Genomic DNA, 25,274 nt, shown 5'->3' on the forward strand with positions numbered 1-25,274 from the left:
CGTTCCGACGCGGTCGGCAGCCCTTGCTCGCCGGACGTCCTCTCACCGGCCCTTCCCTCACCGGCCCTTCCCTCACCGCCCGGCCCTCCGGCCCAGCGGCTCCGGCCCGCACCCCGCCGCCGCCGCGGTCAGTGCCGCCGCCAGCACCGCCCACCGCTCGTGCGCGGCGGGCCAGCGCGGGTCGTCCGCCTGGACGAACAGCGCCCAGTCCTCCGGTGCCAGCAGCGGCACGAGCACGGCCGCGACCAGCAGGGCCGCCGCGACGAGCGGCCCGGGACGCGCCTCGTCCGTCAGCCGTACGGCCAGCGCGGCGGCGGCGAGGGCGAAGGCACCCGCCGTCACCGCCTCCAGGCTGACTTCGCCGGCCGGGGGCCGGGACGCCGAGGGGACCAGGAGCAGTACCGCCGTCCACCACAGCGCGGCGAGCGGCGCGACCAGGGCCACCCGCAGCGCCTGCCGGAGAAGCCTCGGCGTCGGCACGGGTCCGGTGAGATGGCGGGCCGGGTCGTCCAGCAGGAAGGCCAGACCGAGCGCACCGGCCAGGGCGGCGCCCCGCAGCAGCAACAGCGTCTGCCAGGGCGCCGGTTCGGCGCCGGTGGCGGCCGGGGTGCCGACGACCAGCAGGCCGAGGGCCCCCGCCGCGGCCAGGGGGCGCCAGGGAAGCGTGCGCCACAGCGGGCCGACCAGCTCCACCGCAGCCGCCCCTCGCAGCACCGTCAGTCCTCGCACGAGTCGGCCTTCTCCGGCTTGGCCACGCCCAGCACCTCGGCGACGTGGGCGGTCGTGACCCCGGGCGCGGTCAGTTCGGCCCAGTGCTTCTTGACCCGGGCGCCGGTCCCGGCCGGCGGGTTCTCCAGCAGGCGGCGGACGACGTCCGTCTGGCCCTCCGTCATGGACAGCGGATTGGTGGGGGACAGCACGATCGCGGAGCCCGACACGCTGTCGTCGAGGCGGACCCGGCGCAGGGCGCCCATCGGGTCGTCCTGCCAGCTCAGCGAGAGCCACATGACGGTGACCATCCGGCCGTCGCACAGCTCGCTCCCGGCCTCCTCGGTGCCCGCGACGAGGACGGCGGCGACGGCGGAGGAGAACTCGGGGATCCGGTTGCCGCCCCAGGCGGTGCCGACGGTGACCCGGTGCCGCTCGGTGGAGGCGGGTATCGCCGTGTCGGTGCCCGGCCCGTACCGGGCGTCGATCCGCTGCCGCACGACGAGGGCCTGGTCGTGCGCGGCGCCGCCGGCCACGGCCTGGACGCGGTCCACGATGCCGGCCCAGGTGCCGGTGCGCGGCCCCCACTCGGGGAAGGCGCAGTACGTCGAACCGCCGTGCTCGGTGCAGCGCAGGTCGGGGTGCGTCGAGGCGCGCTCACGGGCCGCGGTCAGCTCCGGCGACGGCTCCACGCCCCGGGCCTGGAGGACGCCGCCGGTCACCGCCGCGGCGAGGCTCAGGGCGAGGCCGGTCCGGACGAACGCGCCCCGCCCGCCGGAGAAGGCCATGGCGAGGAAGGCCAGGCACAGGGCCGCGCCCGCCAGATACAGGGCGTGCCAGGCGGCGGGGCGCCCCATCAGGTCGGAGGGCAGGGTGTCGGGGCCGGTGACGGAGACGACCGGTGCCAGCCAGGACAGCCCGCTCTCCTCGCTCGCCCCGGTGCCCAGGACGAACACGAACAGCAGCACGACCACCAGCAGCGGCGCGGCGAAGGCCGACCTCGTCAGGCGGCCGAGCAGCACCCCGAGCGTGCCGAACCCCAGCACCGTCAGCGGCCCCACGGCCAGCTCCGCCGGCGAACCGTGCCCGACCGCGCCCGGCTTGAGCGCCTCCCAGCCGAACTGCCCGGCCACGCACACGGCGGTGAGCAGGGCGGCCGGTGCGACGGACAGCGCGTGTCCCGCCGTGCGCTGCCAGGGGCGCAGGACCAGCACCCCGAAGTGGTGCTCGGTGCCGTGCCGTTCGGAGCGCACGACGGCCCGGGCGGCACCCAGCAGGACGGCGAGGCCGACGAGCATCGGCATGGACTGGGTGGCGCGGTCGACGTCCTGGAGGGCGGGATAGCCGTCCCAGGAGGACCGGGTGCGCCAGACGATCCACGCGACGTACGCCACAAAGGCGATGACGACCGGGACGGTCAGCAGCAGCTTGCGCGCCTCGAACCGGGCGAGGGCGAGCACGGCCCGCGCACCCCGGTCGGGGAGCTGCGCCCGCACGGGCGCGGCTTCCTCCGTCAGTACGGCGCTCACGCCGCCACCTCCGTGTCCGCGTCGTCGAGGACGAGCAGGTAGCCGTCCTCCAGGGTGGGCTCGGCGGGCTCGGCTCCCGGGGGCGGGTCCCCCACGTTCCGGAAGGAACCCGTCCCCGTGCGCCACCCGGCCTTCGCGCCCGGGTCCTTCTCCGTGCTGCTCCACACCCGCCCGGCGGCCCGTGCGGTCAGCTCGGCCGGGGTCCCCTCGAAGCGCACGGCGCCGTCCGCCATGACGATCACGCGGTGGCAGAGCATCGCCACGTCCTCGGTCTGGTGGGTGGACAGCAGCACGGTCCGCCCCTCTCCCGCCCCGGCGATCAGCTCCCTGAACCGCATCCGCTGCTCGGGGTCGAGACCGACGGTCGGCTCGTCCAGCACCAGGAATCCCGGGTCGCCGACCAGCGCGGCGGCCAGCGCGACCCGCTGCCGCATGCCCCCGGACAGCTTCTTGATCCGGCGTCCGCGCACGTCCGCGAGGTCGACCTCCTCCAGGACGCGTCGCACCTCGCGGTGGCGCTCCCGGCGGTCCGCCAGCTCCTTCAGGATCGCCACGTAGTCGACGAACTCGAAGGCGGTGAAGTCGGGGTGGAAACCGGGCGTCTGCGGCAGGTACCCCAGCCGCCGCCGCACCTCCTGCCGGCCGCGCGAGGTCCCGGGGTCGTGCCCGAGCACGGTGAAGGCGCCCCGGTCGGCGGGCACGGCGGTGGCGAGCACGCGCAGCAGCGTGGTCTTCCCGGCGCCGTTGGGCCCGAGCAGCCCGGTGACGCCCGGGGTGAGCCGCAGCGACACGTCGTCGAGGGCGCGGGTGCGCCCGTAGTGCAGGCTCAGCCCGGAGGCGGAGACGGTGGAGGTCATACGGCACTCCCGTACGTGATGGGGGTCAGGAAGAGAGGAGAGGTGGAAGGGGAGGGACGGAAGGGGAGAGGTGGAAGGAGAACGGTGGGGGCGCGCTCACACGGTGCCGCGCACGGAGACGTCGAACCGGTCCCGGAACAGGAACAGCAGCCCGGCGCCCACCGCCGCCACGAGCCCGGACACGCCCTGCCCGGCCGCGGTGAACGGCGCCAGCGGGCCGTCCGCGGAGGCGCGGGCCAGGTCCGCGGCCAGCAGCACGGCGGACCAGGCGCCCACGAGCAGCGACGGGGCGAGCACGGGCCCCAGCCGGGGCGTCAGCGCGAGCCCGGTCACGGTGAGGGCGAGCCCGGGCAGCAGCCAGGCCAGCGCGGCCGGCCCGAAACCGGGCAGCGCGAGGCTGGCCAGACCGCCCACCGCGAGCGCCACGACCAGCACGGCGGACGTGCGGATCATCAGCAGCCGGAAGCCGTGCATCGGCGAGACGACGGCCATCTCGTACGTCGGGTCCAGCGCGGGTCCGTAGGCGAGCGCCACCGAGACCAGCGGCAGCAGCGGGGCGCAGGCCAGGAACAGGGTGGGTCGGCCCGCGGCACCGGCCGAGACCGCCACCAGGAAGGTCACGAGCAGGACGGCGGCGAGCGCGCCGAACCAGGACCGGCGCAGTACGGGGGTGGCGGCGAGCAGCCGTGCCGTGCCGTCACTCGCGCCGCACCGCATCAGCAGCCGCTCGAACCGGCCCGGACGGGGCGCGTCCAGCTCGGCGTCGAGCCGCTCCCAGCCCGCGGCCAGCGCGGCGGCGTCGCTCACCTCGGAGAGCGTGCCCCGGCAGGCGGCGCAGGCGGTCAGGTGGGCGTCGGCGGACCAGAGCGCGGGGGCCGCCAACTCGCCCCGGGCGTAGGCCCGCAGGTCGTCCTCGTCCACGTGCCAGGCGTCCCGGTGACGGCTGTCCTCGATCCTCATGCCAGCGCCTCCCGCAGTTGCCGACGGGCCCGCATGGCCCGTGTCTTGACCGTGCCCGGCGGGATGCCGAGCAGGACGGCCGCCTCACGGGTGGTCAGCCCGTCGACGACGGTGGCCTGGAGCACCGCGCGCAGCTCCGGCGAGAGCCTTATGAGCGCACCGGCGAGGTCGCCGTGCTCGACCCCGGCGAGGACGCGCTCCTCCGCCGAGACCTCGTCCCGGTGCCGCAGGCGGGCCAGCGCCTGCCGCAGCCGGCCCCGGGCGCCGTCGCCGCGCAGCCCGTCGATCAGCCGCCGCGACCCGATCCGCCACAGCCACCCGGCCACGTCGCCCTCCTCCCGGTAGCGGGCGCTGCCGCGCCAGACCGCGAGGAACGTCTCCTGCACCACGTCGTCGACCATGGAGGCGTCGGCGCAGCGGCTGCGCATGCGGGCGGTCAGCCACGGCGCGTACCGGCGGTACAGCTCCTCGAAGGCACGCCGGTCGGCATCCGCGGCGACGGCCCGCAGCAGCTCTCCGTCGCTTCTCGTTTCGCTCACATCTCCTCATCGCACGAGCCCGGCCGACCGGTTCACACGATCTCAGGACCGTGCACGGGGACGTTTCGGAGACCCGCGGCTATCCCGCACGTCATGTCCCCGTAACCGTTGATTCAGACAGCCTTGCGAGGCTCACCGAATGAAGCCGAGCGAGCCGCAGCCTTCCGGGCTTCCCGGGTCTCCCGGGTCTTCGGGGTCTTCGGGGTCTTCCGGGTCTCCGGGGTCTTCCGGGTCTTCGGGATCTTCGGGGTCTTCCAACGCGCCCGACCGGCGCGCGGCGCGGAAGAATGGGTTCATGAGGCAGCCGAACACCCAGGCAGAGGTCCAGCACACGCAGCCCTCCGTGGGCTCCATCGCGGCGCACCGCCCCGACACCGTGGCCGCCACGGTCTCCGGCCTGGAGCCGGACATCGACGCCGACCTCGACGCGTACGAGGAGTCGGAGGATGCCCAGGACGGCGGCGACCGGCTGCCGCGGGGGCGCTTCCTGGACCGCGAGCGGAGCTGGCTCGCGTTCAACGAACGCGTGCTCGAACTGGCCGAGGACCCGAGCACGCCGCTGCTGGAGCGGGCCAACTTCCTCGCGATCTTCGCCAGCAACCTGGACGAGTTCTTCATGGTCCGCGTCGCCGGCCTCAAGCGCCGCATCGCGACCGGCGTCGCCACCCGCTCCGCCTCCGGCCTCCAGCCCCGCGAGGTGCTGGACATGATCTGGGCCCGCTCCCGCGAGCTGATGGCCCGGCACGCCGCCTGCTTCCACGAGGACGTCGCCCCCGCCCTCGCCGACGAGGGCATCCACCTGGTCCGCTGGAACGAGCTGGCGGAGAAGGAGCAGGCCCGCCTGTTCACCCTCTTCCGGCACCGGATCTTCCCGGTCCTCACGCCCCTCGCCGTGGACCCGGCGCACCCCTTCCCGTACATCTCGGGTCTCTCCCTCAACCTCGCGGTCGTCGTCCGCAACCCCGTCACCGGCCACCGCCACTTCGCCCGCGTCAAGGTCCCGCCGCTGCTCTCCCGCTTCCTGGAGGCGTCCCCGGGCCGCTACGTCCCCATCGAGGACGTCATCGCCGCCCACCTGGAGGAGCTGTTCCCGGGCATGGAGGTCCTGGAGCACCACACCTTCCGCCTCACCCGCAACGAGGATCTGGAGGTGGAGGAGGACGACGCGGAGAACCTGCTCCAGGCCCTGGAGAAGGAGCTGATGCGGCGGCGCCTGGGCCCGCCCGTGCGCCTGGAGGTCGAGGAGTCCGTCGACCGCGAGGTGCTGGACCTCCTCGTGCGCGAGCTGAAGATCGGCGAGGCCGAGGTCTACCCGCTGCCCGGCCCGCTGGACCTCACCGGCCTCTTCCGCATCCACAGCCTGGACCGGCCCGAGCTGAAGTACCCGAAGTTCGTCGCCGGCACCCACCGCGACCTCGCCGAGGTGGAGTCCGCGTCGGCGCCGGACATCTTCGCCGCCCTGCGCACCAAGGACGTCCTGCTCCACCACCCGTACGACTCCTTCTCCACCTCCGTGCAGGCGTTCCTGGAGCAGGCCGCCACCGACCCGGACGTCCTCGCGATCAAGCAGACGCTGTACCGGACGTCCGGCGACTCCCCCATAGTCGACGCGCTCATCGAGGCGGCCGAGTCCGGCAAGCAGGTCCTGGTCCTGGTCGAGATCAAGGCCCGCTTCGACGAGTCCGCCAACATCAAGTGGGCCCGCAAGCTGGAGGAGGCCGGCTGCCACGTCGTCTACGGCCTGGTGGGCCTGAAGACCCACTGCAAGCTCTCCCTGGTCGTACGGCAGGAGGGCGAGACCCTGCGCCGCTACAGCCACGTGGGCACCGGCAACTACCACCCGAAGACGGCCCGCCTCTACGAGGACCTCGGCCTGCTCACCGCGGACCCGCAGGTCGGCGCGGACCTCTCCGACCTGTTCAACCGCCTCTCCGGCTACTCCCGGCGCGAGACCTACCGCCGCCTGCTCGTCGCGCCGAAGTCGCTGCGCGACGGCCTGGTCTCCCGCATCCACAAGGAGATCCAGCACCACCGCGCCGGGCGTCCCGCCCATGTCCGCATCAAGGTCAACTCGATGGTCGACGAGGCCGTGGTCGACGCCTGCTACCGCGCCTCCCGGGCCGGAGTCCCGGTCGACGTGTGGGTGCGCGGGATCTGCGCGCTGCGCCCGGGGGTGCCGGGCCTGTCGGAGAACATCCGGGTCCGCTCCGTGCTCGGCCGCTTCCTGGAGCACTCGCGGGTCTTCGCCTTCGGCAACGGCGGCGAGCCCGAGGTGTGGCTCGGCAGCGCCGACATGATGCACCGCAACCTCGACCGCCGGATAGAGGCCCTGGTCCGGGTCACCGACCCGGCCCACCGGGCGGCCCTGAACCGGCTCCTCGAGAACGGCATGTCCGACACCACCGCCTCCTGGCACCTGGGGCCGGACGGCGAGTGGACCCGGCACGCGACCGACGCGGACGGCCAGCCCCTGCGCAACGTCCAGGAGATGCTCATAGACGCCCGGAGGCGCCGGCGTGGCACAGCGACACCTTGACCCGACCGATCCCACCGCGGCCACGGGACCGCCGCGACCGGCACCGCCCTCGCGCCCGGCGGGCGCGACCGGGGCCACGGACCCGGACACCCACGCCGGGACGGTCCCGGACACCCACGCCGGGACGGTCCCGGACACCCACGCCGGCACGGGCCCGGACACCCGCACCGGGACGGGCCCGGACGCGGACCCCAACGCCCTCGCGGACTACCTGCGCGCCCAGGCCACCGAGTTCCTGCGCGCACTGCGCCGGCACCGCGAGTCGGGGGCGGGGACGGGCACGCAATCGGGGCCGGGCGCCTCCGGTCCCGGCCGGACGGCCCCGCCCGCCGACGACGTGGACGCGGTCCGCGCCCTGCGCCGCGCGGCCCGCCGCATCAGCGGCACCCTGCACACCTTCCAGCCGCTGCTGGACGCGGCCTGGGCCGAGGAGATGCGCCCCGAGCTGGCCTGGCTGTCCGGCACGCTGGCGATGGAGCACGCGTACGCGTCCCGTCTGGAACGGCTGCTCCAGGCCCTGCACCGGCTGTCCGGCTCGTCGGCGTTCCCGGCCCCGCGCCCGGCGGACCGTACGGCGGCCGCCACCGCCACCACCACTGCTGCCGCCACCACCGCTGCCGCCGCCACGCCGGTCGGAGGCCCCGCCCCCGCCCGACCGGCGTCCCCGGACCGCGGCAGCCTCACCGTGGGCGCGGCCAAGGCGGGCGCGCTGCTCGACCGGCAGCTCACCCTGGCCCGTACACGGGCACACTCCACCGCCCTCCAGGCGCTGGGCAGCAGCCGCTTCCACGCCGTGGCGGACAAGATCGCCTTACTGGCCAGCGAGGTCCCGCTGCGCGCCCCCGGCCGCCCGGACCGCGCCGCCGCCCCCACGCCCGAGGCCACGCCCTCCTTCGACCTGCGCCCGCTGGCCGCCGCCGCCGAGGAGCGCCTCACCGACGCCGTGACCGCCCTGCCCCTGGTCGCGGCGGGCAGTCCGTACAACGCCCAGGCACTGGTCCACGGACTGTCGCCGGACCCGGCCCCGCACCCCCAGGACGCCCCCTGGCACCAGGTCCGCCTGCTGCTGCGCCTGCACCGCTACGCCCTGGAGGCCCTGGCCGGCGCAGGCGCCGGAAACGACGGAAACACCGGAAACGCCGGGAACACAGTGGACGTACGGCTCCTGGCGGCCGGGGAGGCCCTGGACCGCCACCGCGACGCCTCCGAGGCCGCCGCGGCCGCCGCCCAGGCCGCGCGCACCCCGCGCATCGCCCCGGCGACGGCGTACGCGCTCGGGGTGCTCCACGCCGACCAGCGGCATGAGGTGGAGGCGGCGAGGTACGCGTTCCAGCACTGCTGGCGCAAAGAGCCGATCAGGCTGCCGTAGGACGAGGGAGACGTGAGCGCGCCGTGAGCCCCCGGGACGACGAGACCACCACCGTCCGTGCGGCCGGCTGCGTCCTGTGGCGCCCCGCGCCCGCGCCCGCGTCCCCCCTGTCTCCTCTCCCCCTGTCTCCTCTCCCCCCGTCCCCATCCCCGTCCCCCGGCCTGGAGCTGTGCCTCGTGCACCGTCCGAAGTACGACGACTGGTCGCACCCGAAGGGCAAGCTGAAGCGGGGCGAGGACCCGCTCGCGGGCGCCCTGCGCGAGGTCGCCGAGGAGACGGGGTACGCCGCCGAACCGGGCGTCGAGCTGCCCACCGCGCGCTACCTCGCGAACGGCCGCCCCAAGGAGGTCCGCTACTGGGCCGCGGCGGCCGGCCCCGGCGCCTTCGCACCCTCCGACGAGGTCGACCGCATCCTGTGGCTGGCCCCCGACGCGGCCCGCGCCCGCCTCACCCGACCCCGGGACCGTGATCTCGTCGACGCGCTGCTCGCGACGCTCCCGCTGGGCGGGCCCCGGGCGTCCCGGTCCTCCTGAGCCTCCCGGTCCCGGGGCGCGCGAGGCGTCCCGGGACCGGCCCGTGTCCTCGACGTAAGCGTTCCGTGACCTCACCGCACCGTCCTCAGGGGTTCACCCCGCGTTCATTTACGCCCTTCGGCGCCTTCATCTCATCTGCCTAATTTCGGCCTTACCACTCCTCGCACGCCGCCGAATTCAGGACGGCGGCTCCTGGAAGGAACTCCCTCAAGTGAAGCTTCAGCGCATGAACCGGCGGGTCCTCGCTCTCGGTGCTCTCGCCGTCTCCGGCGCCCTGGCCCTCACGGCGTGCGGCTCCGACGACACCGGCGGAAACAGCGACGGCGGCGGCTCCAGCGCCCCGGCCGCCAACAGCAACATCAAGTGCGACGACGCCAAGGGCCAGCTCCAGGCCTCCGGCTCCTCCGCCCAGAAGAACGCGATCGACGCCTGGGTCAAGCAGTACGTCGCCGCCTGCAAGGGCGTGCAGATCAACTACAACCCGACCGGCTCCGGTGCGGGCATCACCGCGTTCACGCAGGGCCAGACCGCGTTCGCCGGTTCGGACTCCGCGCTGAAGCCCGAGGAGATCGAGGCCTCGAAGAAGGTCTGCACCGACGGCCAGGCCATCGACCTGCCGATGGTCGGCGGCCCGATCGCGGTCGGCTTCAACGTCCCGGGCGTCGACACCCTCGTCCTGGACGCCCCGACGATGGCCAAGATCTTCGACAGCAAGATCACCAACTGGAACGACGAGGCGATCAAGAAGCTCAACCCCGACGCCAAGCTGCCCGACCTGAAGATCCAGGCCTTCCACCGCTCGGACGAGTCCGGCACCACGGACAACTTCACCAAGTACCTCAAGGCCGCCGCGCCCGACGACTGGACCTACGAGGGCGGCAAGTCCTGGCAGGCCAAGGGCGGCCAGTCCGCGCAGGGCTCCGCCGGTCTGGCCGGCCAGGTCAAGCAGACCTCCGGCGCCATCTCGTACTTCGAGCTGTCCTACGCCAAGGACGGCATCAAGACCGTCGACGTCAAGACCGCGGCCGCCGAGCCGGTCAAGGCCACCGTCGAGAACGCCACCGCCGCCATCGGCGCGGCCAAGGTCGTCGGCACCGGCAAGGACCTCGCCCTGGAACTGGACTACACCCCGGACACCGCCGGCGCCTACCCGCTGGTCCTGGTGACGTACGAGATCGCCTGCGACAAGGGCAACAAGGCGGACACCCTGCCCGCCACCAAGTCCTTCCTGAACTACATGGCCTCGGAGGACGGCCAGGGCCTGCTGGCGGACGCCGGCTACGCCCCGATGCCCACCGAGATCATCACCAAGGTCCGCGAGACCATCTCGAGCCTGAGCTGACCCGAGTGCGGTCCGGTCCCCGCGGGGACCGGACCGCACCGTCCGGTGCACCGCCGCCAGGAGCCCCCGAGGGGCTCCGCCCGAGCCGCCGGCCACGACGGCTCCGCAGACCGGAGAACCCGATGGACATGACAACGGACACCCAGAAGCCAGCCCCCTCCCCCACGTCCCAGCCGCCCGCGCCCGTGGACAAGGGCGCCGCCCGCGCCGTCACGCGCCCCGGCGACCGGATCTTCGTCGGACTCTCCCGCGGGTCCGGCATCCTCGTGCTGGTCATCATGGCCGCCATCGCGGCCTTCCTCTCCTACCGCGCCTACCTCGCCATCAGCGAGGACGAGGCGAACTTCTTCACCAGCTTCGAATGGAACCCGACCGGCTCCCCGCCCGCGTTCGGCATCGCCGTCCTGGCCTACGGCACCGTCGTGTCGTCGATCATCGCCATGGCCATCGCCGTCCCGGTCTCGGTCGGCATCGCGCTGTTCATCACGCACTACGCCCCGCGCAAGCTGGGCGGCCTGATCGGCTACGTGATCGACCTGCTCGCCGCCGTGCCCTCGATCGTCTACGGCCTGTGGGGCGCCCTCGTCCTCGTGCCGCACCTGGACGGGCTCTACGGCTGGCTGGACGAGTACCTCGGCTGGACCGGCGTCTTCGAGTGGAACGGCGGCGCCGGGCGCTCGCTGTTCACCGTGGGCATCCTGCTCGCGATCATGATCCTGCCGATCATCACCAACGTCAGCCGTGAGGTCTTCCGGCAGGTCCCGCGCATGCACGAGGAGGCCGCCCTGGCCCTCGGCGCCACGCGCTGGGAGGTCATCCGGATGTCGGTGCTGCCCTTCGGCCGCTCCGGCGTCATCTCCGCCTCGATGCTCGGCCTCGGGCGCGCGCTCGGCGAGACGATGGCCGTGGCGATGGTGCTCTCCCCGACCTTCGACATCACCCCGAGCCTGCTCGACCCGGGCGGCGGCACCTTCGCCCAGAACATCGCCAGCAAGTTCAACGAGGCCACCCAGATGGGCCGCGACGCCCTGATCGCCTCCGGTCTGGTCCTGTTCGTCATCACCCTGCTGGTCAACGGCGGCGCCCGCATGATCATCGCCCGCCGCAAGGAGTACTCGGGGGCCAACGCATGAGCAACGCAACCCTGACCCCCGCCCCCAAGAACCGCAGCTCCCTGCGCGCGGCCACCCTGCCCACGTGGTTCCCCTGGGCGGTCGCCGCCGGCTCGGTCCTCGCCGGCCTCGGCATCAGCACGGCCGCCGGCCTGAACAGCAGCATCCAGTGGGCCCTGATCGCCGCGGTCCTCTTCGTCGCCGGCTCGTACGGCATCTCCGCCCGCGTCGAGGGCGGACGGCAGGCCAAGGACCGGGTCGCGACCAGCATGGTGTGGGTCGCGTTCCTGATGGCGCTGATCCCGCTGCTCTCCCTGATCTGGGAGACCGTGAAGCAGGGCGTGAAGGTCCTCGACGGCTACTTCCTCACCCACTCGATGGGCGTCGTCGCCGACAGCGAACCCGGCGGCGGCATCTACCACGCCATCCTCGGCACCCTGGAGCAGGTCGGCCTCGCCACGCTGTTCTCCGTGCCGATCGGCGTGCTCACCGCCATCTACCTGGTCGAGTACGGCCGGGGCAGGCTCGCCAAGGCCGTCACCTTCTTCGTGGACGTCATGACGGGCATCCCGTCGATCGTCGCCGGCCTGTTCGTCCTCAGCCTGTGGGTGCTGATCCTGGACATGGGCCCGTCCGGCATCGCCGGCTCCTTCGCCCTGTGCATCCTGATGATCCCGGTGGTCGTCCGCTCCACCGAGGAGATGCTCAAGCTCGTCCCGAACGAGCTGCGCGAGGCCTCCCTCGCCCTGGGCGTGCCGAAGTGGCGCACGATCCTCAAGGTGGTCCTGCCGACCTCCGTCGGCGGCATCGTCACCGGCGTGATGCTGGCCGTCGCCCGCATCACCGGCGAGACGGCCCCCGTACTGCTGCTGGTCTGGGGCACCGACTTCATCAACGCGAACCCCTTCCAGGACCCGCAGGAGTCGCTGCCGATGTACATCTACCTGCAGTACGGCGCGGGCTCCGACGCGGCCCACGACCGTGCGTGGGCGGCGGCCCTGACGCTCATCGCGTTCATCATGATCCTCAACCTCGCGGCCCGCGGCATCGCCCGCTGGAAGGCCCCGAAGACCGGTCGCTGACGCGACCCGCCGAAGCACCGTCCGCGACCGGACCCCGAAAGAAGCAGTGATACCCATGGCCAAGCGCATAGATGTCAGCGGCCTCAACGCCTACTACGGCTCCTTCCTGGCCATCGAGGACATCTCGATGACCGTCGAGCCCCGCTCCGTGACTGCCTTCATCGGCCCCTCCGGCTGCGGCAAGTCCACCTTCCTGCGCACGCTCAACCGCATGCACGAGGTCACGCCCGGCGGCCGCGTCGACGGCAAGGTGATGCTGGACGACGAGAACCTCTACGGCGCGGGCATCGACCCGGTGGCCGTGCGCCGCGAGGTCGGCATGGTCTTCCAGCGCCCGAACCCGTTCCCGACCATGTCGGTCTACGACAACGTGGCGGCGGGCCTGCGCCTGAACGGCAAGTACAAGAAGTCCGAGATGGACGGCATCGTCGAGAAGTCCCTGCGCGGCGCCAACCTCTGGAACGAGGTCAAGGACCGCCTGAACAAGCCCGGCTCCGGTCTCTCCGGCGGCCAGCAGCAGCGCCTGTGCATCGCCAGGGCGATCGCGGTCGAGCCGAACGTGCTGCTCATGGACGAGCCCTGCTCCGCCCTGGACCCGATCTCCACCCTGGCCATCGAGGACCTGATCGGCGAGCTGAAGGAGCGCTTCACGATCGTCATCGTGACGCACAACATGCAGCAGGCGGCGCGCGTCTCGGACCGCACGGCGTTCTTCAACCTCGCGGCGGTCGGCCAGCCCGGCAAGCTGATCGAGATCGACGAGACGGAGCGCATCTTCTCCAACCCGTCGGTCCAGGCCACGGAGGACTACATCTCCGGCCGCTTCGGCTAGACCCCCCGACTCCTCGCGGTGCTGCATGGCGGTGCCACCGCGAGGCGCACAAGGGCCCGCCCCCGTTCCGGGGGCGGGCCCGTTCGCGCATCCTGCGCCGGGTACAGACGCAGCCCGGCGTCTAGAGGAAGGCGAGGTTCACGATCCAGAACGACACCGCGGCCACCACCGCGGCGGCCGGCATCGTGATGAACCACCCCATGATGATGTTCTTCGCGACCCCCCACCGCACGGCGTTGACCCGCTTCGTCGCCCCCACACCCATGATCGCCGAAGTGATCACATGCGTCGTCGAGATCGGCGCGTGGAAGATGAACGCCGACCCGAACATGATCGACGCCCCCGTCGTCTCCGCGGCGAACCCCTGCGGGGGGTCCAGCTCGATGATCTTCCGCCCCAGCGTCCGCATGATCCGCCAGCCGCCGGCGTACGTCCCGAGCGACAGCATCAGCGCACAGGCGAGCTTCACCCACACCGGGATCGGGTCGCCGTAGTCCTCGACGTCGGCGATGACCAGCGCCATCACCACGATGCCCATCGTCTTCTGCGCGTCCTGCAGACCGTGCCCCAGCGCCATGCCCGCCGCCGACACCGTCTGTGCGATGCGGAAGCCGCGCTTGGCCTTGTGCGGATTGGCCCGCCGGAAGATCCACATGATCACGGTCATCACCAGGTAACCGGCGAGCAGACCGATCACCGGCGACACGAACATGGGAACGACGATCTTGTCGACGACCCCGTGCCAGTACACGGTCGTGCTCCCGGCCAGCGCCGCGCCGACCATGCCGCCGAACAGCGCGTGCGAGGACGAGGACGGCAGCCCGAAGTACCAGGTGATGAGGTTCCACACGATGGCGCCGACGAGCGCCGCGAAGAGGATCCCCATCCCCTTCGAACCCTCGGGGGTCTGGATCACCCCCTCACTGACGGTCTTGGCGACCCCGGATCCCATGAACGCGCCGGCCAGGTTCATGACCGCGGCCATGGCGAGCGCCGCGCGGGGCGTCAGGGCCCGCGTCGACACGGAGGTGGCGATCGCGTTGGCCGAATCGTGGAAGCCGTTGGTGTACGTGAAGAAGAGCGCGACCCCGATGGTCACGACCAGAGCGAAGGTGTCCATGAACGGCTCAGGACTCCTTGACGGCGATGGTCTCCACCGTGTTCGCCACGTGCTCGAACGCGTCGGCCGCTTCCTCCAGCACGTCCACGATCTGCTTGAGCTTGAGCACCTCGATGGCCTCGTACTTGCCGTTGAAGAGGTGGGCGAGCAGCTTGCGGTGGATCTGGTCGGCCTGGTTCTCCAGGCGGTTGACCTCGATCCAGTACTCGGTGAGGTTGTCCATCGTGCGCAGGTTCGGCATGGCCTCGGCGGTCAGCTCGGCAGCCCGCGCCAGCACCTCGATCTGCTGCTCGACGCCCTTGGGCAGTTCCTCGATGTTGTAGAGGACGACCAGGTCGACGGCCTCCTCCATGAAGTCCATGATGTCGTCGAGGGACGAGGCGAGGTTGTAGATGTCCTCGCGGTCGAAGGGCGTGATGAACGAGGAGTTCAACTGGTGGAAGATCGCGTGCGTCGCGTCGTCACCCGCGTGTTCGGCGGCCCGCATACGCTCTGCGATCTCGGCCCGGGCGGATGCGTCCGCCCCGAGCAGTTCCATCAGGAGCTTGGAGCCCGTGACGATGTTGTCCGCGGATGCGGCGAACATGTCGTAGAAGCTCGTCTCCCTGGGGGTCAGACGAAAGCGCACGTGGGGTCCTCGGGGTGCATCGGTTTCGGTCAGGCTGATGCTAGGCGCATCATCCGGCCACTGCTAACGGGCCGTCCCCCAGTGTCGCGCATCGGGCAGAGTGATGAGCAGGGGGGCGACGTCGGCCACTGCGGCAAGGCTCCCTTACCCGGGAAAGTTCGTTACCATATACCCACCAGGGGTATATGTCCGCTATCTCTCGAATCCTGCAGGAGGACGCGATGACGACCACCGAGGCCGGCGCGGGTGCGCCCTCCTCCACGACGGACCAGCCGGCGCTCCCGGTCGAGACGGACGGCACGGACGTCGTGACCGACCACGACCGCGGGGTGCACGGGTACCACAAGCAGAAGGACGAGCACCTCAAGCGCCTGCGCCGCATCGAGGGCCAGATCCGCGGCCTGCAGCGCATGGTCGACGAGGACGTCTACTGCATCGACATACTGACCCAGGTCTCCGCCTCCACGAAGGCCCTGCAGTCCTTCGCGCTGCAGCTCCTGGAGGAACACCTGCGCCACTGCGTCGCGGACGCGGCCCTCAAGGGCGGCACCGAGATCGACGCCAAGGTGGAAGAGGCGACGAAGGCCATCGGCCGCCTACTGCGCACGTGAGCGCTCCTCGGCCACGCGCAGCACCTTGTCGATGCTCTCCAGGCTGAGCCGCTCCCGGGCGGCCGACGCCGCGATGATCAGCTCGCCGCACAGCTCGATCTCGGCGAGGGCCACGTGGTCCTGAACCGCCGTACCGCCGACCGGAGCCACTCGCGTCACCTCGTCCTTGCCGTCACCGACTTCCTAGAGTAGGGAGCGGCCTACGCACCGCGCATGGCACGGAAGGGCTAGTTCTTGCCGTCCACCGCCGCACCGCCCGGCTCCTCGGCGATCCGGCCGGCGTAGATGTCCCGGTCCTCGGGCAGCCGTACGCGGACGGCGGCGCCGAAGTCGTAGAGCAGCGTCGTCGAGGCGACGTCCACGGTGCCGCTGCCGTCCTCGTGCCCGTTGGCGAAGCTGAAGCGGTGCCGGACCTTGCGGATACGGCCCTCGTCGTCGAGGTAGGCGTCGAAGGGCACCTCGGCGGTGGCGAACCCCTCGGCGGCCGCCGCCAGCGCCTTCTTGTTCGCCCGGGAGGCACCGCGCGCGGCCTGCGCGAGATCGGCCGTGCCCCGGTAGTGCCGCACCTCGGTCCCGGCCAGCTCGGTGCGCCCCACGTACGTGGCCGTCCGCGTCCCCCGCAGCACCTCGGCGGCGGCGAACGGATCCGTGGCCCCGCCGGTCACCAGGTTCCCGTCGGACAGCGAGGCGGTCTCCACCCGCACCCACTTGTCGTCGGGGACACCGGCCCCCCGGTTCTTCATGAACAGGGCGCCCGGGGCGAGCAGTTCGGTGATCGGCCGGTGCTCGCTCGCCCCCGCCGGGTCCTGCGGCAGCCGCACCTTCAACTGCCCGAGCCGCTCCTCGAAGTCGTACACGCCCTCGCCCCGGATGGTCACCCGCGTCCCGCCGCTGGCCATCTGCATCGCGGTACGCGCCTTGGCGCTCCCGGCGGCCACCAGGCGGTCGGCGGCCCGGTGCAGCACGGCGACCGGATCGCCCCCGCCGGCGCCCTCGACGGAGGCCCCCCGGCCGACACCGGAACACCCGGCGCCTGCCAGACAGAGGCAGACCACACCGCCGGCGAGGGCGAGGCCGCCGCCCCTCCTCCTGCTCCGCAGCTCCTGCTCCCGCCCGACCATCGCCACCTGCTATCCCAGCCGTCACGCCCGTTCCGGACCCCCTGCCGTCCCGCTTAACGAGGGGCAGGCGACCCCGGTAACGTTGTGGGCGTGGCGCAGCAGGACGGTCCAGAAGCCCCCGGGGACGCCCCGGAACACCTCACGACAACGGTCGAACAAGGCCCCTTCTGCCTGGCCCGCTGCACCTGCGGCTGGCGCGGCCCCGCCAGGAGAGCCAGAAGCCAGGCCCGCACCGACGCGAAGTCCCACACCCCGGCCTGAGCGGCGGGCAGTCGTGCCTCCCCCGCACCCGCCCCGGCCCGGGAGGCACCTCGACCCCGGGGCCGCACGGTGGGCACGGACGGGCACCTCGCCGGCGCCCCAACCCCCGCCGCAACCGCCGCCGACGCCGTACACCTGTACAGCCGACGCCCGGGGAACCCCACCCCCCGCACCCCCGTCTCCCCCCAAGACCCCCCCACGGGACCGCGGAGGCGACATGCACCGGCGCACATTCCTGACCACCACCACAGCCGCAGCCCTCACGGCAGCCACCACCGCCTGCACGGGCAACGACCGCCCGACCGGCACGGACCCCAAGGCCCCACTCGCCACCACGACGACCACCACAACCACCACGGCGAGCAGAACCACGCGCACCCCCGCCACACCCCTCACCTCCACCCCCGCCCCCACCACCTGGACCACCCTCGCCACGTCCCTGGACGGCCAGCTCGTCCGCCCGGGCGACCCGGCCTGGAGATCCGCCCATCAGCTCTACAACACCCGCTTCGACACCCTCCGCCCCACCGCCGTCGTCTACGCCGCCCACTCCGACGACATCCGCACCGCCCTCGCCCACGCCCGCGCCCACCACGTCCCCGTGGCGATCCGCAACGGCGGTCACAGCTACGCCGGCTGGTCCTCCGGCAACGGCCGCCTCGTCATCGACGTATCGAGACTCAACCGCGTCCGCGCCTCCGCCGGCGAGGCGGTCGTCGGCGCCGGCGCCCAACTGATCGACGTCTACCGCGCCCTCGCCGCGAAGGGCGTGACCGTCCCCGCCGGCTCCTGCCCCACCGTCGGCATCTCCGGCCTCACCCTCGGCGGCGGCCACGGCGTCGTCTCCCGCGCCTACGGCCTGACCTGCGACAGCCTCACCCGGGCCACCCTGATCACGGCCGACGGCAAGAAGATCACCGCCGACGCGACAGGCCCCCACAAGGACCTCTTCTGGGCCCTGCGCGGCGCGGGCAACGGCAACTTCGGCGTCGTCACGGAGCTCCACTTCCGCACCCATCCCGCCCCCAGGGCCGTGTCGGCGTATCTCGGCTGGCCCTGGCGAAGGGCGGCCGCGGTCGTCCGTGCCTGGCAGGAGTGGGGCCCGGACCAGCCCGACGAGATCTGGTCCTCCCTCCACCTGGCCGCCGCCCCCGGCCACACCCCCACCGTCTCGGTCGCCGCCTTCTCCCTCGGCACCTACGGCGCACTGCAGAACGCCGTCGACCGCCTCGCCGACCGCGTCGGCGCACCCGCGAGCCACGTCTCCCTCAGGCGCCGTACGTACCAGGAGTCGATGGAGATGTACGCGGGCTGCTCGTCCTTCTCGACCGACGCCCGCTGCCACCTCCCGGGCTCCGCGCCCGGCCACTCGCCGGAGGGTTCACTCGGCCGCGAGACGTACGCGGCCCGCTCGGACTTCTTCGACCGCTCCGTCCCGCCGGCCGGCGTCAAGGCCCTGCTGGCCCGGCTCCCCGAGGTGCGCGGCGGCGCCGGCAGCATCGCGTTCACGGCCCTCGGCGGTGCGGTGAACCGGGTCTCCCCGACGGCGACCGCGTTCGTGCACCGGCGCTCCCGGACACTGGCCCAGTACCTCGTCTCCTGGCGGCCGGGCACGAGCGGTACGGCGGCGCGCTCGTGGCTGGATTCCGCCTATGCCGCGATGCGGCCGTACGCCTCGGGCGCCGCCTACCAGAACTACACGGACCCGGATCTGACGGACTGGCGGAAGGCCTACTACCAAGACGCGGCCCCGCGTCTGGCGCGTCTGAAGCACCAGTACGACCCGGACCGCGTCTTCACCTTCCCGCAGGCACTGTGAGCGTCAGGCGGCGAGATCCCGCTCGCCCGCCGCCCCGGCGCCGCTCTCCTTGCGCGTGCCCGGAATCACGGCACCGCGTCCGGCGGCACCCGCCCGTCCTCGCGCGCTGACCAGCCACCCCGCCTTCGGCGAGCGCTCGACGGCCCGGGTGAGCGGCGTCAGCAGCGCCATGGCGACCGGCGACAGCAGCAGCGCCACCGCCGTACCGAGGGCGAACCCGCCCACGACGTCCGTCGGATAGTGCACGCCCATGTAGACGCGGATGAAGCCGCCGAAGAGCGCCAGCACGATGGCGGCGATCCCGAACTTCCGGTTGGCGACGAACAGCGCGACGGCCAGGGCCATGCAGAGCGTGGCGTGGTCGCTCACGAAGGAGAAGTCGTCCTTCCCCTGCACCAGAACCTCCAGCCCCTCATGGGACTTGAAGGGCCGGGGCCGCTCGACGAATCCCCGTATCGGTACGTTGACGAGCACGGCGACTCCGGCCGCGAGCGGCGCCCACACCAGGGCGGCCACGTTCGACGCCGCGTCCTCGCCGCCCCGCCGCCGGACACCCCACCAGCACCACAGCACCAGCAGCACGATCGCGAACAGCAGTCCGTACTCACCGACGAACTCCATGACCCGGTCGAACCAGTGCGGTGCATCCTTGGCCAGGCCGTTGATGTCGTAGAGCAGCTCGACGTCGGGGTTCGACCCGGATTCGGCGAGTCCAGCCATGGTGCTGCGGCCCCTTCGTCATGTCCTGAGGCGCACCGGTCGCACGCCTGTTCTGCCACCCCCGTGGTCAGCCACACGTCAACAGGAACGCACGGTCCCCGTCGATACGTTCCACACTCCACTGAATGATCACGCAGACGTTATCGAAGAGAGACACGTCGCCGCAGCTCAGGGCAGGGGTTCACGCGGTGTTCACACCTTCCCATTCACGCGGTGGTGGGCAGCGCTTTCGCGCCATCCTCGGTGACCCGGGTGGCCCCGAAATAGTCGGGGGTGTCGATCGGGTCGAACCGGATCACCGCACCCGTCCGGGGCGCGTCGATCATGTATCCGCCGCCCACGTAGATGCCCACGTGCCGGATGGCCCGCGAGTTGGTGAGGTCGTCCGAGAAGAACACCAGGTCCCCCGGGAGCAACTCCTCCCGCGCCGGGTGCGGCCCCGCGTTGTACTGGTCGTTGGCGACCCGCGGCAGCTCGATCCCCACACTCTCGTAGGCGGCCTTGGTCAGCCCCGAGCAGTCGAACCGCCCGCCCTGCTCGGCCGTCCCGTTCCCGCCCCACAGATACGGCGTCCCGAGCTTCTTCTGCGCGTAGGCGATGGCCCCGGCGGCCTGCTCGGACGGATCGACCCGCCCGGTGGGAGCGGCGAAGCTCTTCTCCAGCGTGGTGATGATCCTGACGTAGTTCTGCGTCTCCTTGTACGGCGGCACACCCTGGTACTTGATCACCGCGTAGGCGCCCGCGTTGTAGGAGGCCAGCATGTTCTCGGTCGGATCGCCGGGCACGTCCTTCACGTACGAGGCCAGGGAGCAGTCGTACGACGCCGCCGAGGGAATCGCGTCCGCCGGATCCCAGACGTCGCGGTCCCCGTCCCCGTCCCCGTCGATGCCGTGGGTGGCCCACGTCCCGGGGATGAACTGCGCTATCCCCTGCGCCGCCGCCGCGCTCTGCGCCCTCGGGTTGAACCCGCTCTCCTGGTACAACTGGGCGGCCAGCAGCGCCGGGTTGATGGCGGGACAGAGGTTCCCCCATTTCTGCACGAGCGGCTGGTACGCCGCGGGCACGGTCCCCTTGGCGAGCTTCTTGGCGCCGCCCGCGCCGGAAGCGCCGGCCAGGTTCCCGGCGACGAGGTAGACCCCCACGACGAGCAGCATCACGAAGCCCATCCCCAGGGCAACCGCCACACCGGCACCGACCCACAACTTGCGCATGGTCCAACCATCCCCCATGGACGCGCGGTTCAGTGGCGTTTCCCGGCCATGTCGCAGCGTCCCGCCCGGCCCTGGACCGTGCTCGTCCGGATTCCTCCGGATTCCCCTCGCCCACCGCCGGACCACGTGCCACGCGACCACCCGGACTGACACCATCGTCTCCGACCGGCCGTCAGGAAAGAGCGACAAGGGGGGCGTCGTGGAGCAGGGCACGCCAGGAATGCTCGTGGGCGGCCGGTACCGGCTCGAACGGGTCCTCGGCGCCGGTGGGTTCGGGCGCGTGTGGGCCGCCCGGGACGAGACCCTCCAGACCGAGGTCGCGGTCAAGGAGCTCCTGCTGGAGCCCCACCTGCCCGAGACCGAGCGTCTCGACCGCCTGCACCGCGCGGGACGCGAGGCCCGCAACGCCGCCAAGCTGCGCGATCACCCGCACATCGTCAGCGTCCACGACGTGGTCGTCGTCGACGGGACGCCGTGGATCGTCATGCAGCTCGTGTCCGGCGGCACCCTCCAGGACCGCCTGGCCGGACCGGGCCGGCTGTCCGTCACCGAGGCCACCCGGCTCGCCGGGGCCCTCCTGCGCGCCCTCGGCGCCGCCCACGAGCAGGGCATCATCCATCGCGACGTCAAACCGGCCAACGTGATGCTCACCGACGACCACCAGATCCTGCTCACCGACTTCGGCATCGCCGTCAACGGAACCGAGACCCGGCTGACCCGGACCGGCCTGGTCATCGGCTCCCTCCCCTACCTCTCCCCCGAACGGGCCCGGGGCAATGAGGCGGGCCCCGCGAGCGACCTGTTCTCCTTGGGCACCACGCTGTACGAGGCCGTGGAGGGCACCTGCCCGTTCCACCGCGAGGACCCTCTCGGCTCCCTGCACGCGGTGGCGTACGAGGAGGCTCCCCCGATGCGGCGGGCGGGATCCCTCGAGCCCCTCATCGCGGCCCTCCTGGCCAAGAACCCGGCCGACCGCCCCTCCGTTCCCCGGGCGTTGGAGCTGCTCGAAACCCCGTCGCAGAAGAAGAAGCAGGAGAAGCCGACGGCGCGGGCGACGCCCACGCAGGCCGCGAGCAGCGGTTCCTCCCGGGCCACCCTGGAGATCGACAACCGGACGGGCGGCCGGCTCGACGTCGTCCTCGACGACGTGCACCGCCACACCCTCGCCCCGGAAGCGACGGGCACCTACCCGCTCGCCCCGGGTGTCCGCAAGGTCGCGGTGAAGAGCGACGGACACACGAGCGCCCCGTGCGTACTCCACCTCAAGGCCGGCACCACCGAGCGCATCCCCGCCCGCAACCGGGGCAGGGACGTACTGCTCGGCAGCCAGCAGAGGCCCGTGGAAACCCCGCCCAAGGTGCCCACGGCGGCACGCGCGCTCCTCTGGGCCCTCGCCCTCGCCGCGGCGCTGACCATCCTGTACGCGGCGAACAACGCTTTCGCCGGTTGAAGGAGGCCCCGCCGCGCAAGCAGCGCCCGCCCCCCTGACGCCCAATCAGGGCCTAACGACCGAACCGCGTCCCAGGTTTCGCTTACACATCGTTGCCAGCCCTGCCCCGCCGTGATACACAGAGTGACGATACGACCACCAGGAGCCGTCTCGGCGCCGACCGACCAGCCGGCGCCGGGCGGTGGCAAGCTGTTCGCATAAAACCCGCCAAACAATGACGCCAAGGCGACATGCCAAGGCCTCATCGTCGGCGACAATGAGGCTTGACCTCTGCACGTCCGCAGAGGGCGCGGAACTACCCAACAGGGGCGGTGACTTACATGCTCTTTGCGGCCGACGAGGGAGACATCAACACCATCATCGGGGGGATCGCTCCGGACTGGGGCCCCTTCGGCAGCCTGGGCAACGAGGCCAAGGTGATGATCGAGGTGGTGATGGCCGTCGCCATCCTGCTCTGCCTCGGCATCGCCATCTGGGGCGCCGCCAAGCAGCGCATCGGTGCCACCGCACTCCGGGACACCTTCAGCGCGGAGCAGGGCAAGGGCCTGATCATCGCGGGGCTGACGGGCGTGTTCATCATCGGCTCACTCGGCACGCTCTTCACCATCGTGTACGGGATGGCCGTCTAGCCCGACGCCTGTCCGTCCCTTCCCCTCCACCCCACCCGCCCGTCGTGCCAACCGGCTGAGGTTGCGTTTCCCTGATGTCGAGTCACCACACCGCGCCCGAGCGGGACCCAGCACGGCTACCGTCGTACGTACACGGCCGACCCGACGTCGAGGGGGCGTACGCGGCATGAGTCTCGGAGACGATCACCAGTCGTCCGGCGATTACGACGGCCCCGGCCCGACCCGGCTCCGCCTCCCGGAGGAGGACACCGGCCCCCGACGGGGCGGCCGCTCCTCCTCTCGGAGCCTGGTCACCGTGGTCGGCGTCGTCGTCCTGCTCATCGCCGCGATCGCCTTCGCGAACCGTGGAGGGGACGGCTCCGCATCCGCGAAGGGCGACTCCGCCGACAGACCGAAGACCTCGGCGACGGCACCCTCGGGCACGCGCCCGGTCCAGTCGGGCTTCGCCCACGACGAGCAGGGGGCGCAGAGCGCGGCGGCGAACTATGCGGTGGCGCTGGGTTCTGACGGGATGTTCGACACGGCCAGACGGCACGAGATCGTGCAATCCCTTGCCGACCCCGGCTGGGTCGACCGCCTCCAGTCCGGCTTCGACGCCGACTACTCGGAAGCCTTTCTGGAGAAGATCGGTCTCGACAAGAACGGCAAGGCGCCTGCGGGAGTCACCTTCGTCAATCGGACAGTGCCGATCGGCACCAAGGTGACGTCGTTCAAGGACAGCGCCGCCACCGTCGAGGTGTGGTGCAACGGACTGTTCGGACTCACCGGTGAGAAGACGACCAATCCGGTGACGAGCAGCTGGTTCACGGTGACGATGCGGCTGAGCTGGGCCGGCAACGACTGGAAGGTCACCGAGACCAGCCAGAAGAACGGGCCGACCCCTGTGCCGGGCGACAACCCCGTCTCCGGTGCGGATGAGATGAGCAAGGCGGTCGAGGAGTTCGGAGGCTTCACCTATGCCCGGTAGCCAGCACCGCGCGCTCAAACTCACCGCCTTGGTGACCGCTGCTCAGACAGCCGCCGTCCTGTTCTCCACACGCGCCTTCGCCGAGCCCAGTCCGACACCGTCGAAGGACGATCCCTGCTCTCTCATCGCGGGCCCGGCCAAGAAGTACTGCGAACGAGGCGAGGGCAGCCGCTCCGGAGGCGGTGGGTCCTCCCCCGATGCCGTCCCCTCCACCCTCGACCCCCTCTCCTCCCTCGCCAAGGGCTGTGCCGACGCCGCCGCCTGGACCGTCGACACGCTCAGCAAGGCCGTGAAGAACACCGCCGACGTCGACTTCACCAACGGCACCTTCCTCAAGCAGTACGGCATCGTCTTCGCCGCGTCGACGATCCTCACCCTCGTCCTGTGGCTGCTGGCGGTCGCCAAGCGTGCCGTGCGCGGCGTCCCCCTCACCACCGCGCTCTCCGAGGCCGTCGGGTTCCTCTGGCTCACCGTGCTGGCCTCGGCGTTCACGCCGTTGATCCTGTACACGGTCGTCTCGGCCACCGACGCCGTCACCGACGTCCTGGCCAAGGGCACCGGCGACCAGACGGACACGTTCTTCGGCACGTTCAGCCAGGCGCTGAAGCAGGGCAACGACATCGGCGGCGGCCCGATCATGCTGATCATCGTGTCGTTCGTGTCGATCATCGCCGCGGGCGTCCTCTACCTGGAGCTGTACCTCCGCGCCGTCCTGCTCTACGTCGGCGCCCTGCTCGGCGTCGTCGTCTACGCCGGCCTGGTCGACAAGAACCTGTGGGGACACGTCCGCCGCTGGGCGGGCATCATGATCGCCGTGATCATGGTCAAGCCCGTCATCGTCATCGTCCTCGGCCTCGCCGGCGCGCTGACCACGAAGGACGGCCCCGACTCCGTCGCCGCTGTCGTCTCCGGCCTCGCCATCATCCTGCTCGCGATCTTCGCCTCGGCGATGATCTACCGCTTCGTCCCCGGCTTCGGCGACGAGATCGCCAACAGCCGCAACAACCGCATCATGCAGGGCGCCGAGGGCAAGGCCGCCGCCGTGATCAGCTCCCCCGCGAACCTCGTCGCCCAGGGCATCAGAACCCACAGCGCCCGCAGCAACGGCAACAGCGGCGGACAGACCTCGTCCTCCGCGGCGGCCCGCCCCTCGAACCCCGCCTCCGGCGGAGTCGCCGCGCACAGCACGCGCGCCTCGAACGGCGGCGGCGGACATGTCCCCTCCGCCGCACCCGCACCGCGCTCCGGCAACCCGGTGAACACGCCGCACGCAAGCAACACCCGCAACACTCGTAACAGCCAGAGCACAGGAGGTGACGGGCGTTGACGACCGAGTCC

At 71.9% G+C, this 25,274-nt stretch carries 26 protein-coding genes; 14 read left to right on the top strand and 12 right to left on the bottom strand.

Annotation, left to right across the window (positions count from 1 at the left end; translation table 11 throughout):
- Positions 1 to 72: 72 nt before the first annotated feature.
- The 6 genes from Sdi02f_RS34055 to Sdi02f_RS36075 form a co-directional block, all read right to left on the bottom strand.
- Positions 73 to 729, bottom strand: a complete 657-nt coding sequence (locus tag Sdi02f_RS34055) for an ABC transporter (RefSeq protein ID WP_167458294.1) — start codon at positions 727 to 729, stop codon at positions 73 to 75.
- Positions 717 to 2,237 carry a hypothetical protein gene (locus tag Sdi02f_RS34060; RefSeq protein WP_031086075.1) on the bottom strand — a complete coding sequence of 507 codons (1,521 nt, stop codon included), beginning with the start codon at positions 2,235 to 2,237 and terminating at the stop codon, positions 717 to 719. The genes Sdi02f_RS34055 and Sdi02f_RS34060 overlap by 13 nt, the downstream gene beginning before the upstream one ends.
- Complete coding sequence (locus tag Sdi02f_RS34065; RefSeq protein WP_108934716.1) at positions 2,234 to 3,094, bottom strand: ABC transporter ATP-binding protein; 861 nt, start codon at positions 3,092 to 3,094, stop codon at positions 2,234 to 2,236. Before Sdi02f_RS34065 ends, Sdi02f_RS34060 begins: the two co-directional genes overlap by 4 nt.
- A gap of 96 nt (positions 3,095 to 3,190) precedes the next feature.
- Entirely contained in the window at positions 3,191 to 4,054 is an 864-nt protein-coding gene (locus tag Sdi02f_RS34070; RefSeq protein WP_031086077.1) for a hypothetical protein, read from the bottom strand.
- Positions 4,051 to 4,593, bottom strand: coding sequence for an RNA polymerase sigma factor (locus Sdi02f_RS34075; protein WP_030403618.1), 543 nt, complete (start codon positions 4,591 to 4,593; stop codon positions 4,051 to 4,053). The genes Sdi02f_RS34070 and Sdi02f_RS34075 overlap by 4 nt, the downstream gene beginning before the upstream one ends.
- Before the next feature lie 132 nt (positions 4,594 to 4,725).
- Complete coding sequence (locus tag Sdi02f_RS36075; protein ID WP_176589868.1) at positions 4,726 to 4,890, bottom strand: hypothetical protein; 165 nt, start codon at positions 4,888 to 4,890, stop codon at positions 4,726 to 4,728.
- Here Sdi02f_RS36075 and Sdi02f_RS34085 point away from each other — a divergent pair.
- The 7 genes from Sdi02f_RS34085 (at position 4,889) to pstB (ending at position 13,399) form a co-directional block, all read left to right on the top strand.
- Complete coding sequence (locus Sdi02f_RS34085; protein WP_108934717.1) at positions 4,889 to 7,129, top strand: RNA degradosome polyphosphate kinase; 2,241 nt, start codon at positions 4,889 to 4,891, stop codon at positions 7,127 to 7,129. The two genes, Sdi02f_RS36075 and Sdi02f_RS34085, sit on opposite strands and share 2 nt — an antisense overlap.
- Positions 7,110 to 8,498 (top strand): CHAD domain-containing protein, encoded by a 1,389-nt coding sequence (locus Sdi02f_RS34090; RefSeq protein ID WP_438363756.1) that lies wholly within the window; start codon positions 7,110 to 7,112, stop codon positions 8,496 to 8,498. The genes Sdi02f_RS34085 and Sdi02f_RS34090 overlap by 20 nt, the downstream gene beginning before the upstream one ends.
- 23 nt (positions 8,499 to 8,521) lie before the next feature.
- A complete protein-coding gene (locus Sdi02f_RS34095) occupies positions 8,522 to 9,031 on the top strand; it encodes an NUDIX hydrolase (RefSeq protein ID WP_030403621.1) in 510 nt (169 codons plus the stop codon).
- A 211-nt stretch (positions 9,032 to 9,242) separates the two neighbouring features.
- A complete protein-coding gene (pstS, locus tag Sdi02f_RS34100; protein WP_030403622.1) occupies positions 9,243 to 10,373 on the top strand; it encodes a phosphate ABC transporter substrate-binding protein PstS in 1,131 nt (376 codons plus the stop codon).
- Between the two features lie 122 nt (positions 10,374 to 10,495).
- A complete protein-coding gene (pstC, locus tag Sdi02f_RS34105) occupies positions 10,496 to 11,506 on the top strand; it encodes a phosphate ABC transporter permease subunit PstC (RefSeq protein WP_030403623.1) in 1,011 nt (336 codons plus the stop codon).
- A complete protein-coding gene (pstA, locus tag Sdi02f_RS34110; protein WP_108934718.1) occupies positions 11,503 to 12,567 on the top strand; it encodes a phosphate ABC transporter permease PstA in 1,065 nt (354 codons plus the stop codon). The genes pstC and pstA overlap by 4 nt, the downstream gene beginning before the upstream one ends.
- Before the next feature lie 55 nt (positions 12,568 to 12,622).
- On the top strand, positions 12,623 to 13,399 hold the full coding sequence (pstB, locus tag Sdi02f_RS34115; RefSeq protein WP_007451062.1) for a phosphate ABC transporter ATP-binding protein PstB: 777 nt from the start codon (positions 12,623 to 12,625) through the stop codon (positions 13,397 to 13,399).
- Between the two features lie 121 nt (positions 13,400 to 13,520).
- On the opposite strand, the gene pitH is transcribed toward pstB, so the two are convergent.
- Together pitH and Sdi02f_RS34125 are read right to left on the bottom strand one after the other, a co-directional pair.
- On the bottom strand, positions 13,521 to 14,519 hold the full coding sequence (gene pitH / locus Sdi02f_RS34120; protein WP_030403625.1) for a low-affinity phosphate transporter PitH: 999 nt from the start codon (positions 14,517 to 14,519) through the stop codon (positions 13,521 to 13,523).
- A gap of 7 nt (positions 14,520 to 14,526) precedes the next feature.
- The gene (locus Sdi02f_RS34125) at positions 14,527 to 15,147 is read right to left on the bottom strand and encodes a DUF47 domain-containing protein (RefSeq protein WP_030403626.1); all 621 of its coding nucleotides are present in this window, start codon (positions 15,145 to 15,147) and stop codon (positions 14,527 to 14,529) included.
- Positions 15,148 to 15,368: 221 nt separating this feature from the next.
- On the opposite strand from Sdi02f_RS34125, the gene Sdi02f_RS34130 reads away from it, so the two are divergent.
- The gene (locus tag Sdi02f_RS34130; protein WP_030403627.1) at positions 15,369 to 15,758 is read left to right on the top strand and encodes a metal-sensitive transcriptional regulator; all 390 of its coding nucleotides are present in this window, start codon (positions 15,369 to 15,371) and stop codon (positions 15,756 to 15,758) included.
- On the opposite strand, the gene Sdi02f_RS35755 is transcribed toward Sdi02f_RS34130, so the two are convergent.
- The gene (locus tag Sdi02f_RS35755) at positions 15,744 to 15,917 is read right to left on the bottom strand and encodes a hypothetical protein (protein ID WP_158716749.1); all 174 of its coding nucleotides are present in this window, start codon (positions 15,915 to 15,917) and stop codon (positions 15,744 to 15,746) included. The two genes, Sdi02f_RS34130 and Sdi02f_RS35755, sit on opposite strands and share 15 nt — an antisense overlap.
- A 68-nt stretch (positions 15,918 to 15,985) precedes the next feature.
- Positions 15,986 to 16,879, bottom strand: a complete 894-nt coding sequence (locus Sdi02f_RS34135; protein WP_030403628.1) for an SCO4651 family lipoprotein — start codon at positions 16,877 to 16,879, stop codon at positions 15,986 to 15,988.
- A gap of 90 nt (positions 16,880 to 16,969) precedes the next feature.
- Between Sdi02f_RS34135 and Sdi02f_RS36010 the strand changes: the two genes are divergently transcribed.
- Positions 16,970 to 17,140, top strand: a complete 171-nt coding sequence (locus Sdi02f_RS36010; protein WP_167458295.1) for a hypothetical protein — start codon at positions 16,970 to 16,972, stop codon at positions 17,138 to 17,140.
- A 217-nt stretch (positions 17,141 to 17,357) separates the two neighbouring features.
- Positions 17,358 to 18,959, top strand: a complete 1,602-nt coding sequence (locus Sdi02f_RS34140; RefSeq protein ID WP_108934719.1) for an FAD-binding oxidoreductase — start codon at positions 17,358 to 17,360, stop codon at positions 18,957 to 18,959.
- Positions 18,960 to 18,962: 3 nt separating this feature from the next.
- Here Sdi02f_RS34140 and Sdi02f_RS34145 read toward each other — a convergent pair whose 3' ends face one another.
- Entirely contained in the window at positions 18,963 to 19,679 is a 717-nt protein-coding gene (locus Sdi02f_RS34145; protein ID WP_030405142.1) for a phosphatase PAP2 family protein, read from the bottom strand.
- Positions 19,680 to 19,885: 206 nt separating this feature from the next.
- Complete coding sequence (locus Sdi02f_RS34150) at positions 19,886 to 20,908, bottom strand: C40 family peptidase (protein ID WP_107064176.1); 1,023 nt, start codon at positions 20,906 to 20,908, stop codon at positions 19,886 to 19,888.
- 181 nt (positions 20,909 to 21,089) lie between these two features.
- Between Sdi02f_RS34150 and Sdi02f_RS34155 the strand changes: the two genes are divergently transcribed.
- From Sdi02f_RS34155 to Sdi02f_RS34170, 4 genes are all read left to right on the top strand, one after another.
- Positions 21,090 to 22,340 (top strand): serine/threonine-protein kinase, encoded by a 1,251-nt coding sequence (locus Sdi02f_RS34155; RefSeq protein ID WP_159107702.1) that lies wholly within the window; start codon positions 21,090 to 21,092, stop codon positions 22,338 to 22,340.
- A 320-nt stretch (positions 22,341 to 22,660) separates the two neighbouring features.
- Entirely contained in the window at positions 22,661 to 22,969 is a 309-nt protein-coding gene (locus Sdi02f_RS34160; RefSeq protein WP_019526682.1) for a DUF8827 family protein, read from the top strand.
- A gap of 166 nt (positions 22,970 to 23,135) precedes the next feature.
- Positions 23,136 to 23,936, top strand: a complete 801-nt coding sequence (locus Sdi02f_RS34165) for a DUF8175 domain-containg protein (RefSeq protein ID WP_108934721.1) — start codon at positions 23,136 to 23,138, stop codon at positions 23,934 to 23,936.
- Complete coding sequence (locus tag Sdi02f_RS34170) at positions 23,926 to 25,263, top strand: hypothetical protein (RefSeq protein WP_174843435.1); 1,338 nt, start codon at positions 23,926 to 23,928, stop codon at positions 25,261 to 25,263. Before Sdi02f_RS34165 ends, Sdi02f_RS34170 begins: the two co-directional genes overlap by 11 nt.
- Positions 25,264 to 25,274: the final 11 nt, after the last annotated feature.

The organism is Streptomyces ardesiacus (genome assembly GCF_003112575.1).
GTDB classification, from domain to species: Bacteria; Actinomycetota; Actinomycetes; order Streptomycetales; family Streptomycetaceae; genus Streptomyces; species Streptomyces ardesiacus.

Bases quoted from the DNA above. Each gene is read 5' to 3' on its own strand.
- Sdi02f_RS34065 (WP_108934716.1), bottom strand. From the start codon at position 3,094: ATGACCTCCACCGTCTCCGCCTCCGGGCTGAGCCTGCACTACGGGCGC.
- Sdi02f_RS34070 (WP_031086077.1), bottom strand. From the start codon at position 4,054: ATGAGGATCGAGGACAGCCGTCACCGGGACGCCTGGCACGTGGACGAG.
- Sdi02f_RS34085 (WP_108934717.1), top strand. From the start codon at position 4,889: ATGAGGCAGCCGAACACCCAGGCAGAGGTCCAGCACACGCAGCCCTCC.
- Sdi02f_RS36075 (WP_176589868.1), bottom strand. From the start codon at position 4,890: ATGAACCCATTCTTCCGCGCCGCGCGCCGGTCGGGCGCGTTGGAAGAC.
- pstC (WP_030403623.1), top strand. From the start codon at position 10,496: ATGGACATGACAACGGACACCCAGAAGCCAGCCCCCTCCCCCACGTCC.
- pstA (WP_108934718.1), top strand. From the start codon at position 11,503: ATGAGCAACGCAACCCTGACCCCCGCCCCCAAGAACCGCAGCTCCCTG.
- pstB (WP_007451062.1), top strand. From the start codon at position 12,623: ATGGCCAAGCGCATAGATGTCAGCGGCCTCAACGCCTACTACGGCTCC.
- pitH (WP_030403625.1), bottom strand. From the start codon at position 14,519: ATGGACACCTTCGCTCTGGTCGTGACCATCGGGGTCGCGCTCTTCTTC.
- Sdi02f_RS34130 (WP_030403627.1), top strand. From the start codon at position 15,369: ATGACGACCACCGAGGCCGGCGCGGGTGCGCCCTCCTCCACGACGGAC.
- Sdi02f_RS34135 (WP_030403628.1), bottom strand. From the start codon at position 16,879: ATGGTCGGGCGGGAGCAGGAGCTGCGGAGCAGGAGGAGGGGCGGCGGC.
- Sdi02f_RS34140 (WP_108934719.1), top strand. From the start codon at position 17,358: ATGCACCGGCGCACATTCCTGACCACCACCACAGCCGCAGCCCTCACG.
- Sdi02f_RS34145 (WP_030405142.1), bottom strand. From the start codon at position 19,679: ATGGCTGGACTCGCCGAATCCGGGTCGAACCCCGACGTCGAGCTGCTC.
- Sdi02f_RS34150 (WP_107064176.1), bottom strand. From the start codon at position 20,908: ATGGGGGATGGTTGGACCATGCGCAAGTTGTGGGTCGGTGCCGGTGTG.
- Sdi02f_RS34160 (WP_019526682.1), top strand. From the start codon at position 22,661: ATGCTCTTTGCGGCCGACGAGGGAGACATCAACACCATCATCGGGGGG.
- Sdi02f_RS34165 (WP_108934721.1), top strand. From the start codon at position 23,136: ATGAGTCTCGGAGACGATCACCAGTCGTCCGGCGATTACGACGGCCCC.
- Sdi02f_RS34170 (WP_174843435.1), top strand. From the start codon at position 23,926: ATGCCCGGTAGCCAGCACCGCGCGCTCAAACTCACCGCCTTGGTGACC.